This is a genomic window from Sphingobium tyrosinilyticum (assembly GCF_042654265.1).
In the GTDB taxonomy this organism is placed as follows: domain Bacteria; phylum Pseudomonadota; class Alphaproteobacteria; order Sphingomonadales; family Sphingomonadaceae; genus Sphingobium; species Sphingobium tyrosinilyticum.
On sequence record NZ_JBHSFZ010000003.1, the window covers coordinates 80,553 to 103,775 of the forward strand.

Here is a 23,223-nt window from a genome sequence, read left to right on the forward strand (position 1 = left end):
GAGCAAAAAGGCGACGGTGAAAGCCGCCGCCCGTTCACTCGTTGATGGCCAAGGCCGTGGCGTTCAGCGCGTCTGCGGCTTGAACCCCATCTGACGGCCCCGGTCGCCGCCCAGCCTGTAAACCGTCTGCATCTTCGGCTCGGCATGGATCGTCTGCGGCGGTTCGGGCGCGACGGTTGGCGTATGCAGCGCGGCATCCCGCCGTTCCGCCTGAGCGAGCAGGAAGCGCGCCCGCCGCATGCGTTTGCTGTGCGTGAGGAAGGGATTTTCCGGACTTGGCGGCGCGGCAGCCATGGCTTCCAAACTGCCAATCTGCGGCGCCGGCATAGTCGGCGTATAAGCAGTAGCCGGAGCGCAATGTACCCCAGGCTCCACCACTGGAACTCGCTCCGTCACCACCGGCTCGGCAGCGACAGGAGCGGTCGGTGCAACAGCCAAAACCTCCTCATCGGTGCGGCGGCGGCGGAAGGCGGCCGCGCCTCCCAAGCCCAATAGCAGCAAAGCGCCACCGCCCAGCGCCCAATAAAGCGCCTCGTTCGGCGCATTGCTGGCCGTCGCAGGCCGCTCCACCACTGAAGGCGCTACCGGCACAGCTTCGCGTGTGTTCAGTTTCGCCGCCACTGCCGGCGCGGGAGCAGGATTAGCCTGCTCTCTTCGCGCTGGCGGAGCGGGCGTTGCCGCCTCACGCAGCACACGGGCTGTCGGGCTGTCGGTCGGCTGCTGCCGCTGAGGCACCGCACGGCGCTCGGCGCGTTTTACTGGTGCCTTCGTTGGCTCAGACGCGGTTTCAGCTTGCGACGCTGCAACCGCCGCAGCGATCGTCTCATCAACCGATTGGGTCGGCTGAACCACCGGCTGTGACGGGACGATCACAGGCGCTGACGCAGGCGGCGATGCGGCCATGACTTCCGCCGGGGCAGATGCTGCTGGAGCGGCCGCTTCCTGCGCGTAAGAATAGGTGGGACCAATGGCCAGAACAGCGGCAATCGCGGCACAGGCCGGACGAATATATTGGCTATATCTTCTCATAGTCAGAGCTTAACCGACGAAGCGGGCAATCCACCTCAAACTCATGCTAGTCTTTGAGATAAACCGACGCAGCAGTCCGGCGGATCGTTTCCCACAAAATCTATATGAATGGCTGTTAATCTACCGATATAGCCATAGGCCAGTCAGGTCTGCTTACTGACACCACCATTATTCAGTTTCGTCTTTTCCCAATTCGCGACGAGCACCCTTAAGCTGCCGCTCCAGCCGTGCTTCTTCCTGAAGGCTTGCCTGCCGCTCCGGCTTCGTCCGCCCGAACTTCGCGCGATTGGCCGCAGCCGCCTGCTCCTTATCCGCCCGCACCTTCGCTTTTCGTGCCTGCCTGAAGTTGATGATGTCGGCCATGCCTGCTCCCTTATGCAGCAGTCCTGCTAAAAGGACGGTGAGCGGGTAGCGGGCATCGAGCCCGCCCCGCAAGGTGAGACAGCCAGTGCTCACGATGGAGCGATGCCTGATCTCCAGATTGAACGCCTGCAAGCATTTTACCGGCTTCGGCAATATCAGCAATGTCGCGAGCGCGAAGATGGCGCTTAACCCGGCGCGGTAATTGCACTATCACCCCGGCATGGCCAAACCCTCTCTGCGCCAACTGGACATATTCGCCCAGATGGTGGTGGCTGGCGGCATCTCGCGCTGCGCGCGCGACCTCGGTCTGCCGGTCGAGGAGATCGCACAAGATATTGCGTCGTTGGAAATGCGCCTGGGCTATCGCCTGTTTGAGGATCTTCCCGAACGCAAGCGGCTGACCCCTGCGGGCCGCAAGACGGCCGAGGCCATGACCCTGCTGTCCCAAGACCAGCCGGAAAGCTGGAGCCTGGATGAGCCAGCGCCAGAGGCCAGCGAGCCGCCGCCCGCCATTGAGCGCTCCGCCCCGCGCCAATCCATCACGCTCGCCGCTCCCGCTCCGGTTTTCGGGCATTTTCAGGAGGCGCTTGCAGCCTTCGAGGCGGCGAACGATGACGTCGCCATCACGCTCGACCTCTCCATTCACCTGGCCGAGGAAGCACGGCGCGCGCTGGATCAGGGGCGCGTTGATATCGCCTATTTCTATGCCCTGGGCGAACCGCCCGAACTTCCCTCCCGCTATGGCTGGTCGGAGCAGATCAATCTGTATGCGGGAACCGATCATCCCCTGGCCCGCCGCGACTGCGTCACGCCCGAAGAATTGCGGATCAGCCCCACGCTCGCGATGGAGCCGCACAACGCCCTGCGCCGCATCATTGACGCGGCGTTCGAACGGGACGGGATCAGCATAGGCGCGCCGGTCATCGAAACCGACAATATGTTCGATATCATGACCATTCTTCGCGAAGGCGCTGGCTGTTTCGCGGCTTTCGGCCCGCTGGCGCGCGACCTTGGCCGAATGACCGGCATTCGCCGCCTAGCGCTGGAACAGCCCCTGCCCGCGATCGAGGTTCGCCAAGCCATCGCGCCCCAGGCAGAGGCGAACTCGGCCGTCGCTGCCCTAGCCGAATTCCTCTTTCTCTGAGCTAGAGCAGCCTCACTCCCCACGACAAAGCGAGCCTCGACCACGGCGCCCGGAGCAACACCGCATACAAAATATATTGTTATGATATATCATTTTGGTTACGGGAGGGCCAATCTCTTTCATTCAAGGATTTTCTTCATGATTTCGCCTCTGCCGCTGCTCCGCGCCGGTTGCGCTTTCGCCGCGCTCTGCCTCGCCTTCCCCGCCGCCGCACAGGCAACCGCGACACAGCTCCAGGGCTATCATGACCAACAATCCGACATCATCGTCACCGCCATCGTTCCGCGCCGTCAAGGCGACATCCTGTCAGGCACCTCCGTCATCGCGGGAGCAGAACTGACCCGCGCGCTACGCCCGACGATCGGCGATACGCTAGCGCATCAGCCCGGCGTTTCGGCCACCTCCTTCGGCCCTAACGCCTCCCGTCCAGTCCTGCGCGGTTTTCAGGGCGAGCGGGTGCGCATCTTGACCGACGGCATCGGCAGTTTCGACGTATCCAATACCTCGGTGGACCACGCGGTCGCGATCAACCCGCTCACCGCCGACCGGATCGAGGTGCTGCGCGGCCCCGCTGCGCTCCTATACGGTTCGTCCGCGATCGGCGGCGTAGTCAATGTGATCGACAGCCGCATCCCTCGCCGCGCGCCCGATGAGCCTGTCCATATCGACGGAATCGCCACCTATGGCAGCGCCGCCAACGAGCGCACCGGATCGGCGGAGATCGAGGCTCCGATCACGGACAAGCTGGTCGTCCATTTCGACGGCAGCTATTCCAGGAGCGCTGATCTCGACACCGGCGCCTACATCCTAACCCCAGCCCTGCGCGCCCAGGCGGCGGCGAGCGGCGACCCCGCTATCGCTGCTCTGGCTGACCTACGCAGCAAGCTGCCCAACAGCGCCGCTCGCAGTTGGGAAGTGGCCGGCGGTGCCGCGCTGGTCACCGACGGGGGTAACCTCGGCTTTTCGGTGGCCCATACCGACAATCTTTATGGCGTTCCCGCGCGCTATTCACTGGAGCCCGGATCGGAAACCGAGCAGGTCCGGCTGCACATGAAGCAAGACCGCGCCGACCTGCGCGCTGAATTGCCGGTCAACGGCGGCATCCTCGAATCCATCCGTCTGCGCGCCGGCTTCGCTGATTATCAACATCAGGAAATCGAAGAATCCGGCGCGGTCGGCACCACCTTCTACAATCAGTCGATCGAATCCCGGCTTGAACTGGTGCAGGCAAAACGCGGCGGTTGGGACGGAGCGGTCGGCGCTCAATTTTTCGCACGCAATTTCCATGTTGAGGGCGAGGAAAAGTTCCTGCCGCGCAACCGAACCGAGCAGCTTGGCTTCTTCACGCTGCAATCGCTGGACTTCGGCTCCACGCGGATCGAACTGGGCGGCCGATATGAACATAGCCAGGTGGAAGCGGATGCCGACGCGACACTGTTCAACCCCGCCTATCATCGCAGCTTCGACGCCTTTTCGGCCTCCATCGGCGCGAGCCAGGAAATCACGCCCGGCTGGCGGCTGGGCCTGAACCTGGCCCGGACCGAACGCGCGCCCTCTGCCGAAGAATTGTTCGCGCGCGGCAATCATGCGGGCACCCAGGCGTTCGAACTCGGCAACCCCGACTTCGGCCTTGAAAAAAGCTGGGGCGTCGAAGCAACGCTGCGGGGCCAAGGCACCGGATACAACTTCTCCCTGTCCGCCTATCACAACTGGTTCAACGGCTATATCTATGACGCCCTCGTCAATGACTCCGCCTGCATGGCGGCGAATGGCGGCGAGCCACTCGACTTCCCCTGCTTCCAATATGCCCAGGCGGACGCGCGCTATCTTGGGTTCGAGGCCGAAGCCTCGATCAAGCTGGGCGAGGTCGGTGGATACAAGGTCAATCTGGACGGCATGGCCGATTATGTCCGCGCCACCATCACCGGTTCCGGACCCGCCCCGCGCATCCCGCCGCTCCGCCTGCTGGGCGGGATCGAGGCCCAGGGCGATCGGCTGACGCTTCGCAGTGAGATCGAACATAGTTTCGCGCAGGACCGGACGGCCGCCACCGAGACCCGCACTGACGGCTTCACTCTGGTCAACGCATCGCTGTCGTTCAAACCGCTCAAGGGGAATGACCGCACGACCATCAGCCTGTCGGCCAACAATATCTTCGATGTGGAGGCGCGGCGGCACGCCAGCTTCCTCAAGGATTATGCGTCGCTGGCTGGGCGGGACATTCGAGTGACCGCGCGCCTATCGATCTGATCAACCTTGTTGATTGCGCCATGTGACGTTTTCGTTACAAGGCGCTCATGGATCAGGGGCGATCGACAACAAGCGGGGCTGTGGGGGCGGACTGGTAATGCGCCAGATCGCCGCGCTGCCCTATGCCACCGGCCCCGATGGTTCGATGCGGATCCTGCTGATCACGTCGCGTGAAACACGGCGCTGGGTGATCCCGAAAGGCAACCGTATCAAGGGCCTGGCCGGTCACCGCGCCGCCGAAGTCGAAGCCTTTGAAGAAGCGGGCATTCACGGCATCGCCTGCCCTGCTCCGTTGGGACGCTACCGTTATGACAAGCGCCGCCGGAAGGGCGGCTCTCGCGAAGCCACGGTCGAAGTTTTCCCCCTTGCAGTCACCGGCCAGTTGTCGCAATGGCCCGAGCAGGGGCAGAGGGAACTGCGCTGGTTTCCGGTCTCAGAGGCCGCGAAGGCGGTCGATGAACCCGATCTTCAGACCATTATCGCGGCCTTTCGCGAACCGCCGCGTGATCCCGGCTGGTTCATCCGAATGCTGCTGCGGGTCAAGGAATGGCAAAGCGAAAGGACTGGAATGCTGCGGTGGTTTCACGCGCTGATGCCCAAGCAGGGGCGCTTCTTCGAACAGTTCGAAGATCATGCAGACACCCTTGTTGCGGGCGCTGATGCGCTTGCCAAGCTGCTGAAGGGCGGCCCGGACATGGATGCGCACATTCAGGAGATTTCCGCGCGCGAACATGAGGCGGACGACATCATCCGCGAAGTGCTGCAGGACGTTCGCCGCATCTTCGTTACCCCCTTTGACCGCAGCGCCATCACCGGCCTGATCGGCGTCATGGACGACGCCATCGACCAGATGAACCAGACCGCCAAAGCCATCGCGCTGTTCGAGGTCAAGGAATTTGCGCCGCAAATGCAGGACATGAGCGCGCTGATCGTCGAATGCGCCCGCATCACCGCCGAAGCCATGCCGCTGCTGCGTTCGCTCAATCTCAATTCCGTGCGTCTCCATGACCTCACCGAACGGCTGGTGAAGCTGGAAGGCCATGCCGACATCCTGCACGAAGCGGGCCTTAAGGCGCTCTACAATCAGGCGCGTCAGGGCAACCCCATGGACTTCGTCGTTGGCAATGAAATCTACGCCCATCTGGAGAAGGTGACCGACCGTTTCGAAGACGTCGCCAACGAAATCTCCGGCCTGGTCATCGACCACGCTTGATGCAGGACTTCCATCTTACCGTTCGCTCTGAGTAGGGCCTGAGCCTGACGAAGGCTCGTATCGAAGGGTGGGCGCAACCTCTCTTGCAATACACCGCCTCGACAAACTCAGCGGCTCTCAGGACGAACGGGATTTGAAGGATAGACATTAGTTTTATGGAAGCCCATCTCGCCTTCCCGCTGCTCGTCGCCCTGATCGGCATCGCGCTCGCCTTCGACTTTTTGAACGGCCTGCATGATGCCGCCAATTCGATCGCGACGATCGTTTCGACGCGCGTGCTGAAGCCGCAATATGCGGTGGCTTGGGCGGCTTTCTTCAATTTCATCGCCTTCCTTTTCTTCGGCCTTCATGTGGCTGAAACCGTGGGCAAGGGCATTGTCGATGCCAGCATCATCGATCCGCAGGTGATCTTCGGCGCGCTGATGGGGGCCATCGCCTGGAACCTCATCACCTGGGGGCTCGGCATCCCCTCCTCCTCCAGCCATGCGCTCATCGGCGGGCTGCTGGGCGCGGGCACCGCCAAGGCGGGCCTTAGCGCCGTCGTGTGGACCGGAGTCTTCAAGACCAGCGCCGCCATCGTCCTCTCGCCTGCCATCGGCCTTGTCCTGGCGCTGTTGCTAGTGCTGATCATCAGCTGGGTCTTTCGCCGCTTCACGCCGCAAGGCGCCGACCGCGTCTTCCGTAAGCTCCAGCTCGTCTCGGCGTCACTTTATTCGCTCGGCCATGGCGGCAATGACGCACAAAAGACGATGGGGATCATCGCCGTGCTGCTCTATTCCCAGGGCATGCTGACCGGCGGCTTTCACGTTCCCTTCTGGGTTGTGATTTCCTGTCAGGCGGCGATGGGCCTCGGCACATTGCTCGGCGGCTGGAAGATCGTCCATACGATGGGATCGAAGATCACCCGGCTCACCCCGGCGCAGGGCTTCTGCGCGGAAACCGGCGGAGCGATGACGCTGTTCCTGGCGACGCATCTGGGTGTACCGGTATCGACCACCCACACCATCACCGGCGCTATCGTCGGCGTCGGCGCGTCGCGCCGCTTGTCAGCGGTGCGCTGGAACGTAGCCTCCAGCATCGTTATCGCCTGGGTTGTGACGCTACCCGCCGCTGGCGTGATCGGCGCGGCTTTCTACTGGCTCACGCGCCTGTTCTGACCGACGGCTGCAATTCTAGATGCCGGCTGGCCCAGAGCCATCAGGCGGCACGGCAACAATCTCAATCATCGGAGGGCACACCCCTTCACAAAGGGCTGTGCCAGTTCTATATGGCGTCTTGGAAATCCGGCACTCGTCATCCTTCCGGTATGATGAGCGCCGTCCCCCGGATCGCCCGGGGACCGGTTTTGATTAGCGCGCGAAACCGGCGGGATTGGGCGGAAAACGGCGGGTCACAAAGTGCTGACAGTGCGGATCGGACAGTCCCGGCCCGCACTTTTTTGCGTGGCAGCGGAAGGGCGAATCACCCCTTCCGCTTGCTCCGTCAGGCTGAAATTTCGCTGTGATGCGAAAAAATGCGACGAACAACAGGCAGGATACGCAATGGCGACCAAAGCTCTCCCCCCGATCAGCAACACCGGCGCGAAGAAGCGCATAAGGAAGGTGTTCGGCGACATCCACGAAGTGGTGCAGATGCCGAACCTGATCGAAGTCCAGCGGGAGAGCTATGAGCAGTTCCTTCGCTCCGACCCGTCGATCGGCTATGTCTCGGGCCTGGAAAAGACCCTGCGCTCGGTCTTCCCGATCCGCGATTTCGCCGGCACCGCCGAGATGGACTTTGTCCATTATGAGTTGGAAGAGCCGAAGTACGACGTTGAGGAATGCCGTCAGCGCGGCATCACCTATGCGGCGCCGATGCGCGTCACGCTGCGCCTGATCGTGTTCGAAGTCGATCAGGACACCGAAACCCGTTCCGTGCTCGATATCAAGGAGCAGGACGTTTACATGGGCGACATGCCGCTCATGACGCAGAACGGCACCTTCATCGTCAACGGAACCGAGCGCGTCATCGTGTCGCAGATGCACCGCTCGCCGGGCGTGCTGTTCGACCATGACCGTGGCAAGACCCACTCCTCAGGCAAATATCTGTTCGCCGCGCGCGTGATCCCCTATCGCGGTTCCTGGCTCGACTTCGAATTCGACGCCAAGGACATCGTGAACGTCCGTATCGACCGCAAGCGCAAGCTGCCGGTTACGGCCCTGCTCTATGCGCTCGGCCTGACGGCTGAGGACATGCTGGGCTATTTCTATAACAAGGTGACCTTCGTCCGTGGCGAAGGCGGCTGGCAGATCCCCTACACCGCCGAAGCCTGGCGCGGTCAGAAGCCCGCTTTCGACATCGTCGATGCCAAATCGGGCGAAGTCGTATTCGCCGCCGGTCACAAGATCTCGCCCCGCGCCGCCAACAAGGCGGAGAAGGACGGGCTTGAGACGCTGCTGATCCCGACCGAGGAAGTCTATGGCCGCTACAGCGCCTATGACCTCATCAACGAGAAGACGGGCGAAATCTACATCGAGGCTGGTGACGAAGTGTCGCCGGAAAATCTCGAAAAGCTGGACAAGGCGGGCATCGACCGTCTCGAACTGCTCGATATCGACCATGTCACCACGGGCCCCTGGATCCGCAACACGCTCAAGGCTGACAAGGCGGAAGAGCGTGACCAGGCGCTTTCCGACATCTATCGCGTCATGCGCCCTGGCGAACCGCCGACGAAGGAAACGGCGGAATCGCTGTTTGCCGGTCTGTTCTTTGATCCGGAGCGCTACGATCTTTCGGCCGTGGGTCGCGTGAAGCTCAACATGCGCCTCGACCTCGATGCCGAGGATACAGTCACCACCCTGCGCGTCGAGGACATCCTCGCCGTCGTCAAGGAACTGGTGAACCTTAAGGACGGCAAGGGCGAGATCGACGATATCGACAATCTCGGCAACCGCCGCGTCCGCTCGGTGGGCGAACTGCTGGAAAACCAGTATCGCGTCGGCCTTCTCCGCATGGAGCGCGCCGTCAAGGAGCGCATGTCGAGCGTCGATGTGTCGACGGTCATGCCGAACGACCTCATCAACGCGAAGCCCGCCGTGGCCGCGGTGCGCGAGTTCTTCGGCTCCTCGCAGCTCTCGCAGTTCATGGACCAGACCAACCCGCTGTCGGAAGTCACCCACAAGCGCCGCGTATCGGCGCTCGGGCCGGGCGGTCTGACCCGTGAGCGCGCGGGCTTCGAAGTCCGCGACGTTCACCCGACGCACTATGGCCGTATCTGCCCGATTGAAACGCCGGAAGGCCCGAACATCGGTCTGATCAACTCGCTCGCCACCTTCAGCCGCGTCAACAAGTATGGCTTCATCGAGACGCCTTACCGCAAGGTGATCGACGGCAAGGTGACCAACGAAGTCGTCTATCTGTCGGCGATGGAAGAGGCCAAGCACACGATCGCGCAGGCCAACGCCGAGCTGAACGAAGATGGCACGCTGGCTGAAGACCTGATCTCGGCGCGTGAAGCGGGCGAATTCCTGATGGCGCCCCGCGACCACATCACCCTGATGGACGTCAGCCCCAAGCAGCTGGTGTCGGTCGCGGCGTCGCTGATTCCATTCTTGGAAAACGATGACGCAAACCGCGCGCTCATGGGTTCGAACATGCAGCGCCAGGCGGTGCCGCTGGTCAGTGCCGAGGCGCCGTTCGTCGGTACCGGCATGGAAGGCACGGTGGCTCGGGATTCCGGTGCCGCCATCGCCGCCAAGCGCGCTGGCATCGTGGATCAGGTCGATGCGACCCGTATCGTCATCCGCGCGACGGGCGATATCGAGCCCGGCCAGTCGGGCGTCGACATCTACACGCTGCAGAAGTTCCAGCGTTCGAACCAGGATACCTGCATCAACCAGCGTCCGCTGGTGAAGGTGGGCGACCTGATCGAAGGCGGCGACGTGATCGCCGACGGCCCGTCGACCGAGTTCGGCGAGTTGGCGTTGGGCCGCAACACGCTCGTCGCGTTCATGCCCTGGAACGGCTACAACTATGAAGACTCCATCCTGATCTCCGAGCGGATCGTGAAGGATGACGTCTTCACCTCGATCCATATCGAAGAGTTCGAGGTCATGGCCCGCGACACCAAGCTGGGGCCGGAGGACATTACCCGCGACATCCCGAACGTCGGTGAAGAAGCGCTGCGCAACCTCGACGAGGCGGGCATCGTCTATATCGGCGCCGAAGTGGAGCCGGGCGACATCTTGGTCGGCAAGATCACCCCCAAGGGTGAATCGCCGATGACCCCGGAAGAAAAGCTGCTCCGCGCGATCTTCGGTGAAAAGGCGAGCGACGTGCGCGACACTTCGCTGCGTCTGCCGCCGGGCGTCGCCGGCACGGTCGTTGAAGTGCGCGTGTTCAACCGTCACGGCATCGACAAGGACGAGCGCGCCATGGCGATTGAGCGGGAGGAAATCGACCGTCTCGCCAAGGACCGTGAGGACGAACGCGCCATCCTCAACCGGGCGACCTTCAACCGCCTCCAGGAAATGCTGCTCGGCCAGACGGCCACGGCTGCTCCCAAGGGCGTCAAGAAGGGCGTCGAAATCGACGACGCCCTGCTGGGCGAGGTTGAGCGTCATGAATGGTGGAAGTTCGCGGTTGCGGACGACCAGCGTCAGGCTGGCATCGAAGCCGTCAAGGCGCAGTATGACGAAGCGGTGAAGCTGATCGTCGAGAAGTTCGAAGATCGCGTCGATAAGCTGCAGCGCGGCGACGAGCTGCCCCCGGGCGTGCTGAAGATGGTCAAGGTCTTCGTCGCGGTGAAGCGCAAGCTGCAGCCGGGTGACAAGATGGCCGGCCGTCACGGCAACAAGGGCGTCATCTCGCGCATCCTGCCGATCGAGGACATGCCATTCCTCGAAGACGGCACCCATGTCGATATCGTGCTCAATCCGCTGGGCGTGCCATCGCGCATGAACGTCGGGCAGATCTTCGAAACGCATCTCGGCTGGGCCGCGCGCGGCCTTGGCCAGCAGCTCAAGCATGCACTGGAGGAATGGCGTGAGGCCAATCCGAACGCGCAGGGCGGCGAGATGCCGGACGCGGTCAAGACCCGCCTGCTGGAGACCTATGGTCCGCAATATGCCGACCAGATCGAAGGCCGCACCGCGGATCAGATCGTCGATCTCGCCGAGCATCTTGCGCGCGGCGTGCCGATGGCGACCCCGGTGTTCGACGGCGCCCGCGAAGCCGACGTATCGGCGATGCTGGAACTGGCGGGCCTGCACTCTTCGGGCCAGTCGGATCTTTATGACGGCCGCACCGGCGACCGTTTCGACCGCAAGGTGACTGTCGGCATCATTTACATGCTGAAGCTGCACCACTTGGTCGATGACAAGATCCACGCACGTTCCATCGGCCCCTACAGCCTCGTCACCCAGCAGCCGCTGGGCGGTAAGGCGCAGTTCGGTGGCCAGCGCTTCGGTGAAATGGAGGTGTGGGCGCTCCAGGCATATGGTGCTGCCTATACCTTGCAGGAAATGCTGACGGTGAAGTCGGACGACGTCGTAGGCCGTACCAAGGTCTATGAAGCGATCGTCAAGGGCGACGACACCTTCGAAGCCGGCATCCCCGAAAGCTTCAACGTGCTGGTCAAGGAAATGCGCTCGCTGGGCCTTAACGTCGAACTCGCCGCTATGGACGAGATCGAGGACGACGACGGCTTCGCGCAGGCGGCGGAATAAGAGTTGCGGGGCGCTGCTTCGGCAGTGCCCTCCTCCTTCGCCCCAAAAATTTTACCCTCTAGAGGGAATGACAAGATGAACGAACTGACCAACTTCGCGAACCCCGTCCAGAAGGCGGAAACCTTCGACCAGATCCAGATCGGCCTCGCCTCGCCCGAGCGCATCCGCAGCTGGTCCTTCGGCGAGATCAAGAAGCCGGAAACCATCAACTATCGCACGTTCAAGCCCGAGCGTGACGGCCTGTTCTGCGCGCGCATCTTCGGTCCGATCAAGGATTATGAGTGCCTGTGCGGCAAGTACAAGCGCATGAAGTACAAGGGCATCGTCTGCGAAAAGTGCGGCGTGGAAGTGACCGTGTCAAAGGTCCGCCGCGAGCGCATGGGCCATATCGAACTGGCGGCGCCCGTCGCGCACATCTGGTTCCTGAAGTCGCTGCCCTCGCGCATCGGCCTGCTGCTCGACATGCAGCTCAAGCAGCTAGAGCGCGTCCTTTACTTCGAAAGCTACATCGTTACCGAGCCGGGTCTGACCCCGCTGGAGAAGTTCCAGCTGCTCAATGAAGACGAGCTGCTCGACGCGCAGGACGAATATGGCGAGGACGCCTTCTCCGCCGGCATCGGCGCGGAAGCGGTCAAGCAGATGCTGATGGACCTCGACCTTGAGGGCGAGAAGCAGGCGCTGCTCGACGAACTGGCCGTCACCAAGTCGGAACTGAAGCCCAAGAAGATCATCAAACGGCTGAAGGTCGTCGAGAGCTTCCTGGAATCGGGTAACCGTCCGGAATGGATGATCCTGGACGTCGTCCCCGTCATTCCGCCGGAACTGCGCCCGCTGGTGCCGCTGGACGGCGGTCGTTTCGCGACGTCGGACCTCAACGACCTCTATCGTCGCGTCATCAACCGTAACAACCGCCTGAAGCGCCTCATGGAGCTGCGCGCGCCGGACATCATCGTCCGCAACGAAAAGCGCATGTTGCAGGAAGCCGTCGACGCCCTGTTCGACAACGGCCGCCGCGGCCGCGTCATCACTGGCGCGAACAAGCGTCCGCTCAAGTCGCTGTCCGACATGCTCAAGGGCAAGCAGGGCCGCTTCCGTCAGAACCTGCTCGGCAAGCGCGTCGATTATTCGGGCCGTTCGGTCATCGTGACCGGGCCGGAACTCAAGCTGCACCAGTGCGGCCTGCCCAAGAAGATGGCGCTCGAACTGTTCAAGCCCTTCATTTACGCCCGTCTCGACGCCAAGGGGCTCTCGATGACCCTCAAGCAGGCGAAGAAGTGGGTCGAGAAGGAGCGCAAGGAAGTCTGGGACATCCTGGACGAGGTGATCCGCGAGCATCCGGTCATGCTGAACCGCGCGCCGACGCTTCACCGCCTCGGCATCCAAGCGTTTGAACCCGTGCTGATCGAAGGCAAGGCGATCCAGCTGCACCCGCTCGTCTGCTCGGCCTTCAACGCCGACTTCGACGGTGACCAGATGGCGGTCCACGTCCCGCTGAGCCTTGAGGCCCAGCTGGAAGCGCGCGTGCTGATGATGTCCACCAACAACATCCTCTCGCCCGCCAACGGCAAACCAATCATCGTCCCCTCGCAGGACATGGTATTGGGTATCTATTACCTGTCCATGGAGCGCGAAGGCGAGCCGGGCGAAGGCATGCTGCTGGCTGACATGCAGGAGGTCCACCAGGCCCTCTATGCCAAGGCCGTGACGCTGCACTCGAAGATCACCAGCCGCGTGCCGCAGACCGACGAAGCCGGCAATCAGTATATGAAGCGCTTCGAGACCACGCCGGGCCGCATGCTGCTGGGCGAATGTCTGCCCAAGAGCCACAAGGTGCCCTTCGACGTCGTCAACCGCCTTCTCACCAAGAAGGAAATTGGGGACGTCATCGACCAAGTCTACCGGCACACCGGCCAGAAGGACACGGTGCTGTTCGCCGACGCCATCATGGCGCTGGGCTTCCGCCACGCCTTCCAGGCCGGCATTTCGTTCGGCAAGGACGACATGGTCATCCCCGACTCAAAGGAAGGGACTGTCGCGGAAACCAAGGCGCTGGTGGCCGACTATGAGCAGCAATATCAGGACGGCCTGATCACCCAGCAGGAAAAGTACAACAAGGTCATCGACGCCTGGAGCCGTTGCGGCGACGTCGTGGCGAACGCCATGATGGACGAAATCCGCGCGCAGCCCAAGGACCCGCAGACCGGCCGCATGGCCCAGATCAACTCGATCTACATGATGGCGCACTCCGGTGCCCGTGGTTCGCAGGCCCAGATGAAGCAGCTCGCCGGCATGCGCGGCCTGATGGCCAAGCCGAGCGGCGAGATCATCGAAACGCCGATCATCTCGAACTTCAAGGAAGGCTTGACGGTTCTCGAGTACTTCAACTCGACCCATGGCGCCCGTAAGGGTCTGGCCGACACCGCGCTCAAGACGGCGAACTCGGGTTACCTGACCCGTCGTCTGGTCGATGTGTCGCAGGACTGCACCGTCGTCGAGGAAGATTGCGGCACCGACAAGGCGCTGGAGATGAAGGCCATCGTCCAGGGTGGTTCGGTCATCGCCTCGCTCGGCGAACGTATCCTGGGCCGCACCACGGCTCAGGACATCGTCGATAGCAAGGACGGTACCGTCATCATCCCGATTGGTACCCTGCTGGACGAGCCGATGATCGCCCAGATCGAAGCGATCGGGACGCAGGCCGTGAAGATCCGCAGCCCGCTGATCTGTGAAAGCCGGATGGGCGTGTGCGGCAAGTGCTACGGCCGTGACCTTGCCCGTGGTACGCCGGTCAATATCGGTGAAGCGGTCGGCGTTATCGCGGCGCAGTCCATCGGTGAACCGGGTACGCAGCTCACCATGCGTACCTTCCACATCGGCGGCGCGGCGAACTTCAACGAAACGTCGAACCTGGAAGCGCTGGCTGACGGCACGATCGAACTGCGCGACATGCCGACCATCACCGACAAGAACGGCCGTCGTCTGTCGCTCGCCCGCAACGGCGAGATCGCGATCATCGACAGCGAAGGCCGCGAACGCGAAACGCACCGCCTGCCTTACGGCGCCACCATCCTGTTCGCGGATGGCGACGCGGTTAAGAAGGGCGACCGCTTCGCCGAGTGGGACCCCTTCACCATGCCGGTGATCACTGAAAAGCCCGGTATCGTGAAGTATCAGGACCTGATCGACGGCAAGACGCTGACCGAGCAGACCGACGAAGCGACCGGCATCGCCCAGCGCGTCGTCACCGAGCATCGCGGTTCCGCCCGCACCAAGGAGGATCTGCGTCCCCGCCTCACCCTGCTTGACGATCAGTCGGGCGAAGCCGCTCGCTACATGCTGGCGGTGGGTGCGACCCTGTCGGTCGATGACGGTGCGCAGGTTCAGGCTGGTGACGTGCTGGCGCGTGTCTCTCGCGAAGCTGCGAAGACCCGCGACATCACCGGCGGTCTGCCGCGCGTCGCCGAGCTGTTCGAAGCCCGCAAGCCCAAGGACAATGCTATCATTGCCAAGGTCTCGGGCCGCGTGCAGTTCCTCAAGGATTACAAGGCGAAGCGCAAGATCGCCATCAATCCCGAGGATGGCGGCGAGCCGGTCGAATATCTGATCCCCAAGAGCAAGGTGATCGACGTTCAGGAAGGCGACTATGTCAAGCGCGGCGACAACCTGATCGGTGGTTCGCCCGACCCGCATGACATTCTGGAAGTGCTCGGCATCGAGCCGCTGGCCGAATATCTGGTCGCGGAAATCCAGGAAGTCTATCGCTTGCAGGGCGTGAAGATCAACGACAAGCACATCGAAACGATCGTTCGCCAGATGCTGCAAAAGGTCGAGATCATCGAGTCCGGCGACACCACCTTGCTGGTGGGCGAGCAGGTCGATCGCGAGGAAATGGACGAGATCAACGCCAAGCTTCCCGCCGGCTACCAGCCTGCTGCGGGCAAGCCGGTGCTGCTCGGCATCACCAAGGCTTCGCTCCAGACCCGTTCGTTCATCTCGGCCGCGTCCTTCCAGGAAACCACCCGCGTCCTTACGGAAGCGGCGGTTCAGGGCAAGAAGGACACGCTGGTCGGTCTCAAGGAGAACGTCATCGTCGGCCGCCTCATCCCGGCGGGCACCGGCGCTGGCATGAACCGCATGCGCGTCGCCGCCTCGTCGCGTGATGCCGCCATGCGGGCCGCTCTGCGGGCTTCCAGCCAGGTCGATTTGATCGCGCCCAAGACGGCCGCTGAAGAGCATGCCGCCGAACTGGCGCAGGGTCCGGAAGCGGCGATCGGCGACGATCCGTTGGGCGTTGTCCAGGGTGAGGACTTCACCACCCAGGACCTCGACTGAGACCTTTGAAATAAAGGGCGCCGCTCCCTACATCAGGGGCGGCTCCCAAGCCCATCGATCCTGCATGGGAAGATGAAAGAGCCCGCCGGACGCGACAGCATGTCCGGCGGGCTTTTTCATGGCCCAAGGGGCGGATTTTTCCGGCGCAAGCCCCTTGACCAGCCGGTCCAACCAGCCTATCTGCGCGCTTCCGATGCGGGTGACACCCGCCTTGGTGCCCGATCCTCTAATGGTAAGAGAGCGGACTCTGACTCCGTCAATCAAGGTTCGAATCCTTGTCGGGCATCCAGATTTCTCTCGACCTCTCATTCACGTCGGCCTTGAGCGAGAAGTTTCTCTGCTCGGTACCTGCCTTGCGCTGTTCATAACAAGGCCGCCGCAGCGACGGTTTTCTTCTAAAGAAGTAGGACGTTCCCCTACACTCGGGGGCCAAATCCATCTTTCGACGGATTCTACCTCTCACTGATTCCGCATGCCGAACGACATATTGCAGCGGCCAAAGCTGCCGCTAAATTCCCTCCAAATCAAAAGGAGGGGTCGTGACAAGCTTGGTAAGAAAAGCACTCCGCGCGTTCAGCCGTCGCCGTCAAATTCGCCAGCGGCTGGAGCAAATCAAGCAGGAAAGCGGCCCTTCTGGCGGCCGTACATTCACCATCAGGATTTGAATGCGCGGCGAAGCATGCCGCACCGCATGGGTAGGCCTGCCTCATTCCGTTCCGAAATGTCAGAAATCGTGGTGGCTTACAGGACTCACAAAACCGTCCCAGCATATACCGGCGCCCCAACAGCCTGCTTCGTCCGTGCGGGCGAGCTGGGCAAACTCCTGGTCCAAGGCGTCAATGCGGCGGTCGAGAGCAGCCCATTCTGCCCGCATGTCGGCCAGAAGGTCGCGGATACGACTGGAAGCCAGCAAAGTGTCGTCAGCCAACATCTCATCCAGCGCCTTCTCAAACTTACGGCGCGGCTGGCCGGACTGCCGACCACGTAAAGCTGTATCCACGCTTCCAGCATCTTGCCGAGCAGCGTGCGAGTAGAATCATGAAGCGTCTCATATTCAAAATACGAATTAAATTCTTGGCAAAGGCTACAAAAGCCCCTGGCGAGGCCCCTAAAAAAACGTATGGCCCGCCCTGTCCGCAAGGGGTTTTATACCGTCAGGCCATCTTCAAAATCCTCCCGCAGACATTTCGTAGGTCAAGCGGTGATCACGCCGCCGACCGATTTCACTAAGCGGTCGCTGTTCGCTGAACTGAGAACACAGTCTCTCGCCGGATGAGGACCCAGGCGATCCTCGCCAGCTTGTTGGCGAGAGCGTCAACCACCGTGTTGGGATGGCATCGCGCCTGTAAGCCGCGCAGCCAGCTCCCAAGCGCCGTATCCGCCTTGGCCAGGCTCGGCAGCGCGGCCCTGGCACCGTGGATCAGAAGCGTCCGGAGATAGGTATTGCCTCGTTTGCTGATCCCCAGCAGCCGCGGTTTCCCACCGGTTGTATGCTGTCGCGGCACAAGGCCTAGCCAAGCTCCAAGATCTCTCGCTTGGCCAAAGGCTTCTGCTCGGCCAACCGCGGCGACGAGGGCTGTGGCGTTGAGAGCGCCGACTCCAGGGATTGTCGTGAGGCGTCTGGCCACTTCGCAGTTTTATGAGGCCTGGGGCGTGCGGCTCTCCATCTTGGCAACGGCTCCGCCGCTATGCCGTATACGTTGATGCAGACCTGTCAGTTGCCACCGGAATACAAGTGCCATTTTTTTGCTCAGATACACGAACCAGACGGTCAGCATGACCCAGAGAACCAGACCGGCAAGGGTCGTCTGTTTGAAGACCTGCGTGGTCATGCGGACGTTATGGACGGTCGCCTGACCACCTCTGGTCCAGGAGCCCAGCGTGTCGTTGCGGAAGATACTCATCGATCTTCCTCCCGATTTCCGAACAGGGCTGACCGCCCGCCGGCGAGCGTTTCGGCGGCGGGATCGATCAGCCCCCTTTCTCGCATCAGAGTTCCGGCATTGGCAATCGCGCGCTCCACGAGGAGGGGGGATTGCTGCACCGAAGCGATCTCGACGATCAGAGCATAGGTCTGAATGGCGATGCCCAGAAGTTCGTCCTGGCCGGTGTAGGCGTAACGGCCGCCGGGGAAGGCGACGTCCTCCAGCAAGGGGCGAAGAAAGTCTGAAATGGAAAGATGAGCGTTGGCTGCCCGGCCTTTGACGCGCCGGTGAAGCTCTTCATCGAGACGTATGGTGATAATTGGCATGACAATTACTTTCGTAATGATCTGTCCGCCAGGAAAGAGCTTATATCATCAGGCGCTGAGCGCCGTAAAGCGCGCGACAAGGCACGATCCGATTCACGCCCCATAACGACCATGGGGTGATGGATCATTTCGTCGATACAGGGGACGGAAAGGAAGTCCATGTCCCCCTTCGCGTCATCCAGAATGGCGACGGGGCGGAGGTGATGCTGACGCTGTTCCGTCAGCCCGGCATGGATGATGAAATGTTCGCGCGGGATGCCAAGTGGATCACCCGCGACCTGCGGGCGCTCAAGAATTTCATCACCGGCTAGAGGGCTGCCTCAAGGGCGGCGATCTTCTCGCTACAGACGATATGGACGATCCGGCCCAGTTCCTCGACCTGGGTTCCAAGCCAGGTCAGCTCTTCCTCGCTGATGGTGTAATGTTTGGAGTAGCGCGCCTTCACATAGGCGTCCTTCAGCTTCTCGAACATCGCCCGCTCGGCCCGCGTGTCGCGCGGCCAGACGTTGAACAGGCGGAAATCGAGACGCTCGGCCTGTGTGCGCAGAAAGTTGAGATTGTGGACGTGCGGGGTGTAAAAGGTCGAGACGAGAAGGACACAATGGTAAAGCCGCTCGGCGGCTTGGTGGAGGATGAACGCGGCATCCTTCACCTCGTGCTGGGACATAAAAAACAGAAAGCCCTTTTGCGCGCTGAGCGCCATCGGCATCCATTCTTCAAAATATTCCTTTGCCATAGCCAGCGCTTGCGCTGGCGTTTTCGGCCTCGGCTTGTGCAATTCGCTGGCGTCGGCTTGGTAGAGCGCGATCCCCTCACCGGCAACGTCCATGAAGAAATAACGCCCATGGGCGAGCCCATCGTTCACCTCCTGCAAGGTGTGGACGATGAAGTTCACCGGGGTCTTGAGCGTCTGGGTGATGGCCAGTTCGCGCATCAACCGCTCGTCGGTCTTCTCCCAATATTGGACCCGGTCGGTCAGCTCCTTCTGGTTGACGATGATGAGCAGGTCATAGTCGGACTTGTAGCCCTTGGCGGTGTGCGGCTCGTCCACCCAGCCACCCCGCGCATAGCTGCCATAGAGGATGATCTTGTGGATACGGCCCGCCTTGCGCTTGCCGGTGGCGAGATTGTTGGCGTCCCCGAATTCCTCGAAGATGATCTGCACCACGCGCTCAAGTTCGCGCTGTTTGGCGGGCGGCAGATGGTCGAGGTCGGTGCGCATCGCACCCCTCCTAACCAGACAGCGCCCGTCCACCAAATGAAGATGTTCGGACGCCCTTGGCCAACTATCGCCAAAATGGCGATTCATTGCAGAGGCCCGTCTATCTCCCGCACCAGATGCTTGAGCGCGGTGGCGAAATGCCGCTCCACCGCGCCCACATCCTCCCCGATGCGGAAGGCGATCTGCTCGTAGTTCAGGCAATCGAGGCTGTGCAGCAGGAAGACGATCCGGGGGATGGTGGGAAGCCCGGCCAGCGCCGCACGATAGCGCTGGCGCTCGGCGGCATGGGGATCATGGGTCATGCCGCTTCCTCCCCCTGATCTTCCGTCCCGTGATTTTCCTCCTCACGGAAGGCGAGCAGATAGTCGGCGGCCTTGCTTGCCTGACTGGCGGCGCGAAAGATCGCCTTGCTGTCTTCGCGCAGCACCGAGAGCCATGCGCCCAGATAGTCAGCATGGCGCACGGTCGGCACGATGCCCAATTCCGCGCAAAGGAAGGCGCTGGCCATTTCGGCGATCAGTTCCTCGCGCGCATAGGCGGGACTGCCAAAGCCGGTATCAGGGAGACGGTCCAGCCGCGAGCGATGCCCGGTCCAGCGCCCCAGCTCATGGAGCGCAGTGCGATACCAGTTGATCGGCTCATGGAAATGTTCGGGCCGGGGCACCCGGATATAGTCATCCTGCGGGGCGTAATAGGCTTCCCCGCCGCCGATCCGAATGTCCGCCCCCGTCGCCTCTATAAGCATCTGTGCAAGGGGAAGGGTCAACGCCTCATTCCATGTCGTGACAGCGGCCATGGCCCGGTCGCCCAATCCATCGCACTGGTCGATGTTGAAGACGGTAAAGCGCTTCAAGAACGCAATCTGTCGCGGTTCGCCATCCGGGCCGGTCGGAACGGTGTCTCCCTCCTTGGGGGTGAACCGATCCGCATAGCAGACCGTCGTCCCCCGTTCCCCCTTGCGGACATTGCCGCCCATCGCCTGCGCTTGGGCATAGGTCAGCCAGCGCTGCGACCCATAACCTTCCTCGAACAGGCGGCTCCACAGGATCAGCACATTGATCCCCGAATAGCGCCTGTCGGTCCCCGCATTGCGGGGCAGGCCCAATGCCGCCCTGCCATCATCCCATGGCCGCACCCATGGCAGAGTGCCTTCCTCGATCTGGGCGATGATCCGCTCCGTCACCTCGCTGTAGAGGGTAGCGCCGGTCCGTCCCTTATCCTGATATCCCATTTCCTTTCTCCTTCCCGCATCGCACCGGCCGCCGGAACGGCGGGGGTGGGCGGCAGGAGCGGACCGGCAGTCCCACCGATCGAGGCGGGCCGCACCCGCAGGGCCGCAACGAAGAGGAGGAGTTGGGGCGAAGCCCCGACTTGCGGCCTGCCGCGGTGGGACTAGAGGGCAGCGACGCCCACCTCCGCCGCGCCGGAGGCCGACAAGACATCAAACAGACGCCATCGCGCCCCGCGCGATGACCGCAGCCAGAATCTTCGCGCTGCCTACCGCAGCGCTCCACAATCCATTCAGCCAGCCATCGGGATCATGAGGGACGTCAGCCATGACGCGCCGCCGCTGGCCCAACCACCTCGCACCCAGCGATGAGGCCAGATGTCAAAAACCACCCCCGAAAGGGGTATTGACTGGCACGTTCCGCAAAAAGGCAGGCGACGGACCACCGCCGCCCGCCATCGACTCGATCACGCGGCTTGCCGGACAGGTTCATCCTCGGTTGCGGCTTCATCCAGTTCATGCTTGCCAAGGACCGATCGCATGGCTGCTATCCCGCTTGACTGGAAAAGCCAGCGAAAGGCACTTGGCTTCTGATTCAGATCTCAAGAATCGTGTGCCACTCAAAAGGGCCTCGTGAGACGCGAGGCCGTTTTTTTGAGTTCTGGCCGGGGAATTGCGTCTCAGCGACCACGGATTTTGGGCACCACCTGCCAAAGCGCGGGGAACTGCGCGATTCTGGAGAGGTCCAAAATCATCCACCCACGACAAGGCGGAAATGAAATATGCGTGGTGCCGCTTACAGGACTCGAACCTGTGACCCCCGCATTACGAATGCGATGCTCTACCAACTGAGCTAAAGCGGCGCTCGGGGGCCAGATAACAGCGGTTGATGCGCAGGACAAGCGGGCAATGCATCCTCGCGCATCACTTTCGCGAAGCCCTCGCCAAGCGCCGTCATTCGCGCGATCGCTTCTTCACAGCATGTTTACCATCCCATGGCAGTGTCGATTCTCAGGAAAGCTTTTCTACTGGGTTAAGGACCGGCCGGATGGACACTCTGCGGGGGCAGGAAATCTCCAACGAACAGGATGATTTCGATTATGCCGATAACGGGGCGATCGAAGCGCCGCCCAGTGTCGGCTCCGACGAGCGGCGCATGCAGGTCCGCGCCTATAATTATTGGGCGTCCCTGCTCAGCGACCGCGCGCTTCCCTCGATCGAGGACCTGTCTCCCGATCAGCTGGAAGATTTCGGTCCCAACAGCGTCCTCCTCGACTTCAGCACCGGTCTCGACAATCCTGCGGTCGTCTATCTCGGCACGGCGCTGCGCCGCGAGTGCGAAGTTACCGGGGCCATCCAGTTCATCAACGATGTGCCCTCCCGCTCGCTGCTGTCGCGACTGACCGACCATTATCTCCAGATCATTGCCAACGCCGCGCCGATCGGCTTCGAGGCTGGATTCGTCAACCAACGCGGCGCGGATATCCTCTATCGCGGCATCCTGATGCCCTTCTCCTCCGATGGGGAGACGATCGATTTCGTTTTCGGCGTCATCAGTTGGAAGGAATTGGCGAGCCAGGCGGTAGCGGACGAACTTGGCCGTGAGGTGGATGCCGCCCTGCGCAGCAGCGCTCAGCCACGCGATGTCGCGCCGATCTGGGCAGACGGTCCGGCTGCAGGTGAAGATGGCGATACGCTGGATCTTGCCGGCATGGAAAGCCCAGCAGAAGACGCCCCGCTTGCCGACTGGCTGGCTCTTGCCCGCGACGGCGCCGAACAGGCCCGCACCAGCGAAGCGCGCACCCACAGCGCGCTCTACCGTGCCATCGGCCTCGCTTATGACTTCGCGCTGATGACCGAAGCCGCCCCTGATGACTATTCTGAGATGCTGGCCGACGCCGGGATCAAGGCGCAGGCACGCAGCCCGCTGACCGCCGTGGTGAAGCTGGTTTTCGGCTCAACCTATGACAAGACGCGCATCACCGAATATGCGACCGCACTCGAACATGCGAAGGCTGCCGAACTAGGCCTCGGCGCGCTGGGCGATTATCTGGACCAATATCCCGGCGGTCTAAAGGCCCTTGTGCGCGATGAGCGCGCTCAGCGCCGCGCCGCCTTGCCCGACCGCCCGGACCCGCGCCAGAGCGCCCGCGCCGCGCTGAAGGCTGCCGCGCCGATCGACCCCGCGGCCATTCCCACCGACATCGATGGCCTGGCCGTCGTCATCGCCCGGCGTGAAGCCGACGGCACGATCGCGATCGTAGGCGCCCTGCCCGACGGTTCGGACCTCGGCCAGCGCGTCATCGCCGCCGCCGCAGGCTGATCCCCGCCGGATCGGCAGGAACGGCCGCCGCGCCGCGCCAGAACGGGATCATCCTCCGGGCTCGGCTGTTACGCCATGAGAACCGCTTCTCATGCCGCGCCCCATCATTTTATTTCGATCATACGTAACTTTATTTCCAACTCCATGTTGAGCCTTATCGGGC

16 protein-coding genes, 2 tRNA genes and 1 pseudogene are annotated in these 23,223 nt (G+C 62.2%); 9 read left to right on the top strand and 10 right to left on the bottom strand.

Translation table 11 applies throughout. The annotated features are described in order from the left end of the window. Positions 1-63: 63 nt before the first annotated feature. Both ACFO3E_RS02165 and ACFO3E_RS02170 read right to left on the bottom strand, forming a co-directional pair. Entirely contained in the window at positions 64-1,029 is a 966-nt protein-coding gene (locus ACFO3E_RS02165; RefSeq protein WP_380802124.1) for a hypothetical protein, read from the bottom strand. 168 nt (positions 1,030-1,197) lie between these two features. Beyond that, complete coding sequence (locus ACFO3E_RS02170; protein ID WP_380802127.1) at positions 1,198-1,485, bottom strand: DUF4169 family protein; 288 nt, start codon at positions 1,483-1,485, stop codon at positions 1,198-1,200. A 127-nt stretch (positions 1,486-1,612) separates the two neighbouring features. Here ACFO3E_RS02170 and ACFO3E_RS02175 point away from each other — a divergent pair, with 127 nt between their 5' ends. The 7 genes from ACFO3E_RS02175 (at position 1,613) to ACFO3E_RS02205 (ending at position 16,325) form a co-directional block, all read left to right on the top strand. Then, complete coding sequence (locus tag ACFO3E_RS02175; RefSeq protein ID WP_380802130.1) at positions 1,613-2,536, top strand: LysR family transcriptional regulator; 924 nt, start codon at positions 1,613-1,615, stop codon at positions 2,534-2,536. A gap of 138 nt (positions 2,537-2,674) precedes the next feature. After that, a complete protein-coding gene (locus ACFO3E_RS02180) occupies positions 2,675-4,786 on the top strand; it encodes a TonB-dependent receptor (RefSeq protein WP_380802133.1) in 2,112 nt (703 codons plus the stop codon). Positions 4,787-4,883: 97 nt separating this feature from the next. Next, complete coding sequence (locus tag ACFO3E_RS02185) at positions 4,884-5,999, top strand: DUF47 family protein (RefSeq protein WP_380802135.1); 1,116 nt, start codon at positions 4,884-4,886, stop codon at positions 5,997-5,999. Positions 6,000-6,154: 155 nt separating this feature from the next. Beyond that, positions 6,155-7,156, top strand: a complete 1,002-nt coding sequence (locus ACFO3E_RS02190; protein ID WP_066526917.1) for an inorganic phosphate transporter — start codon at positions 6,155-6,157, stop codon at positions 7,154-7,156. A 384-nt stretch (positions 7,157-7,540) separates the two neighbouring features. Further along, a complete protein-coding gene (gene rpoB / locus ACFO3E_RS02195) occupies positions 7,541-11,704 on the top strand; it encodes a DNA-directed RNA polymerase subunit beta (RefSeq protein ID WP_066526915.1) in 4,164 nt (1,387 codons plus the stop codon). Positions 11,705-11,779: 75 nt separating this feature from the next. Further along, positions 11,780-16,036, top strand: a complete 4,257-nt coding sequence (rpoC, locus tag ACFO3E_RS02200) for a DNA-directed RNA polymerase subunit beta' (RefSeq protein WP_066526914.1) — start codon at positions 11,780-11,782, stop codon at positions 16,034-16,036. Between the two features lie 215 nt (positions 16,037-16,251). Then, positions 16,252-16,325 (top strand) — tRNA-Gln (locus ACFO3E_RS02205). Between the two features lie 435 nt (positions 16,326-16,760). Here ACFO3E_RS02205 and ACFO3E_RS02210 read toward each other — a convergent pair. From ACFO3E_RS02210 to ACFO3E_RS02225, 4 genes and pseudogenes are all read right to left on the bottom strand, one after another. Continuing rightward, a complete protein-coding gene (locus ACFO3E_RS02210; RefSeq protein ID WP_380802139.1) occupies positions 16,761-17,036 on the bottom strand; it encodes a hypothetical protein in 276 nt (91 codons plus the stop codon). Positions 17,037-17,262: 226 nt separating this feature from the next. Then, positions 17,263-17,667: pseudogene (locus ACFO3E_RS02215) on the bottom strand (transposase); the annotation flags it as partial. Positions 17,668-17,673: 6 nt separating this feature from the next. Beyond that, the gene (locus ACFO3E_RS02220; RefSeq protein ID WP_380802285.1) at positions 17,674-17,940 is read right to left on the bottom strand and encodes a hypothetical protein; all 267 of its coding nucleotides are present in this window, start codon (positions 17,938-17,940) and stop codon (positions 17,674-17,676) included. Next, on the bottom strand, positions 17,937-18,287 hold the full coding sequence (locus ACFO3E_RS02225) for a CopG family transcriptional regulator (RefSeq protein ID WP_380802142.1): 351 nt from the start codon (positions 18,285-18,287) through the stop codon (positions 17,937-17,939). Before ACFO3E_RS02225 ends, ACFO3E_RS02220 begins: the two co-directional genes overlap by 4 nt. Before the next feature lie 116 nt (positions 18,288-18,403). On the opposite strand from ACFO3E_RS02225, the gene ACFO3E_RS02230 reads away from it, so the two are divergent. Further along, complete coding sequence (locus tag ACFO3E_RS02230; RefSeq protein WP_380802144.1) at positions 18,404-18,598, top strand: hypothetical protein; 195 nt, start codon at positions 18,404-18,406, stop codon at positions 18,596-18,598. Here the strand turns inward: ACFO3E_RS02230 and ACFO3E_RS02235 are convergent. The 4 genes from ACFO3E_RS02235 to ACFO3E_RS02250 form a co-directional block, all read right to left on the bottom strand. After that, positions 18,595-19,509, bottom strand: coding sequence for a nucleotidyltransferase (locus tag ACFO3E_RS02235; protein WP_380802147.1), 915 nt, complete (start codon positions 19,507-19,509; stop codon positions 18,595-18,597). The genes ACFO3E_RS02230 and ACFO3E_RS02235 overlap by 4 nt on opposite strands. An 83-nt stretch (positions 19,510-19,592) precedes the next feature. Further along, on the bottom strand, positions 19,593-19,811 hold the full coding sequence (locus ACFO3E_RS02240) for a sigma factor-like helix-turn-helix DNA-binding protein (protein WP_380802150.1): 219 nt from the start codon (positions 19,809-19,811) through the stop codon (positions 19,593-19,595). Further along, positions 19,808-20,740 (bottom strand): ArdC family protein, encoded by a 933-nt coding sequence (locus ACFO3E_RS02245; protein WP_380802152.1) that lies wholly within the window; start codon positions 20,738-20,740, stop codon positions 19,808-19,810. The genes ACFO3E_RS02240 and ACFO3E_RS02245 overlap by 4 nt, the downstream gene beginning before the upstream one ends. 784 nt (positions 20,741-21,524) lie before the next feature. Continuing rightward, positions 21,525-21,600: transfer RNA gene (locus ACFO3E_RS02250), tRNA-Thr, on the bottom strand. A 185-nt stretch (positions 21,601-21,785) separates the two neighbouring features. Here ACFO3E_RS02250 and ACFO3E_RS02255 point away from each other — a divergent pair. Continuing rightward, a complete protein-coding gene (locus ACFO3E_RS02255) occupies positions 21,786-23,060 on the top strand; it encodes a PAS domain-containing protein (RefSeq protein WP_380802155.1) in 1,275 nt (424 codons plus the stop codon). The last annotated feature ends 163 nt before the right edge of the window (positions 23,061-23,223 follow it).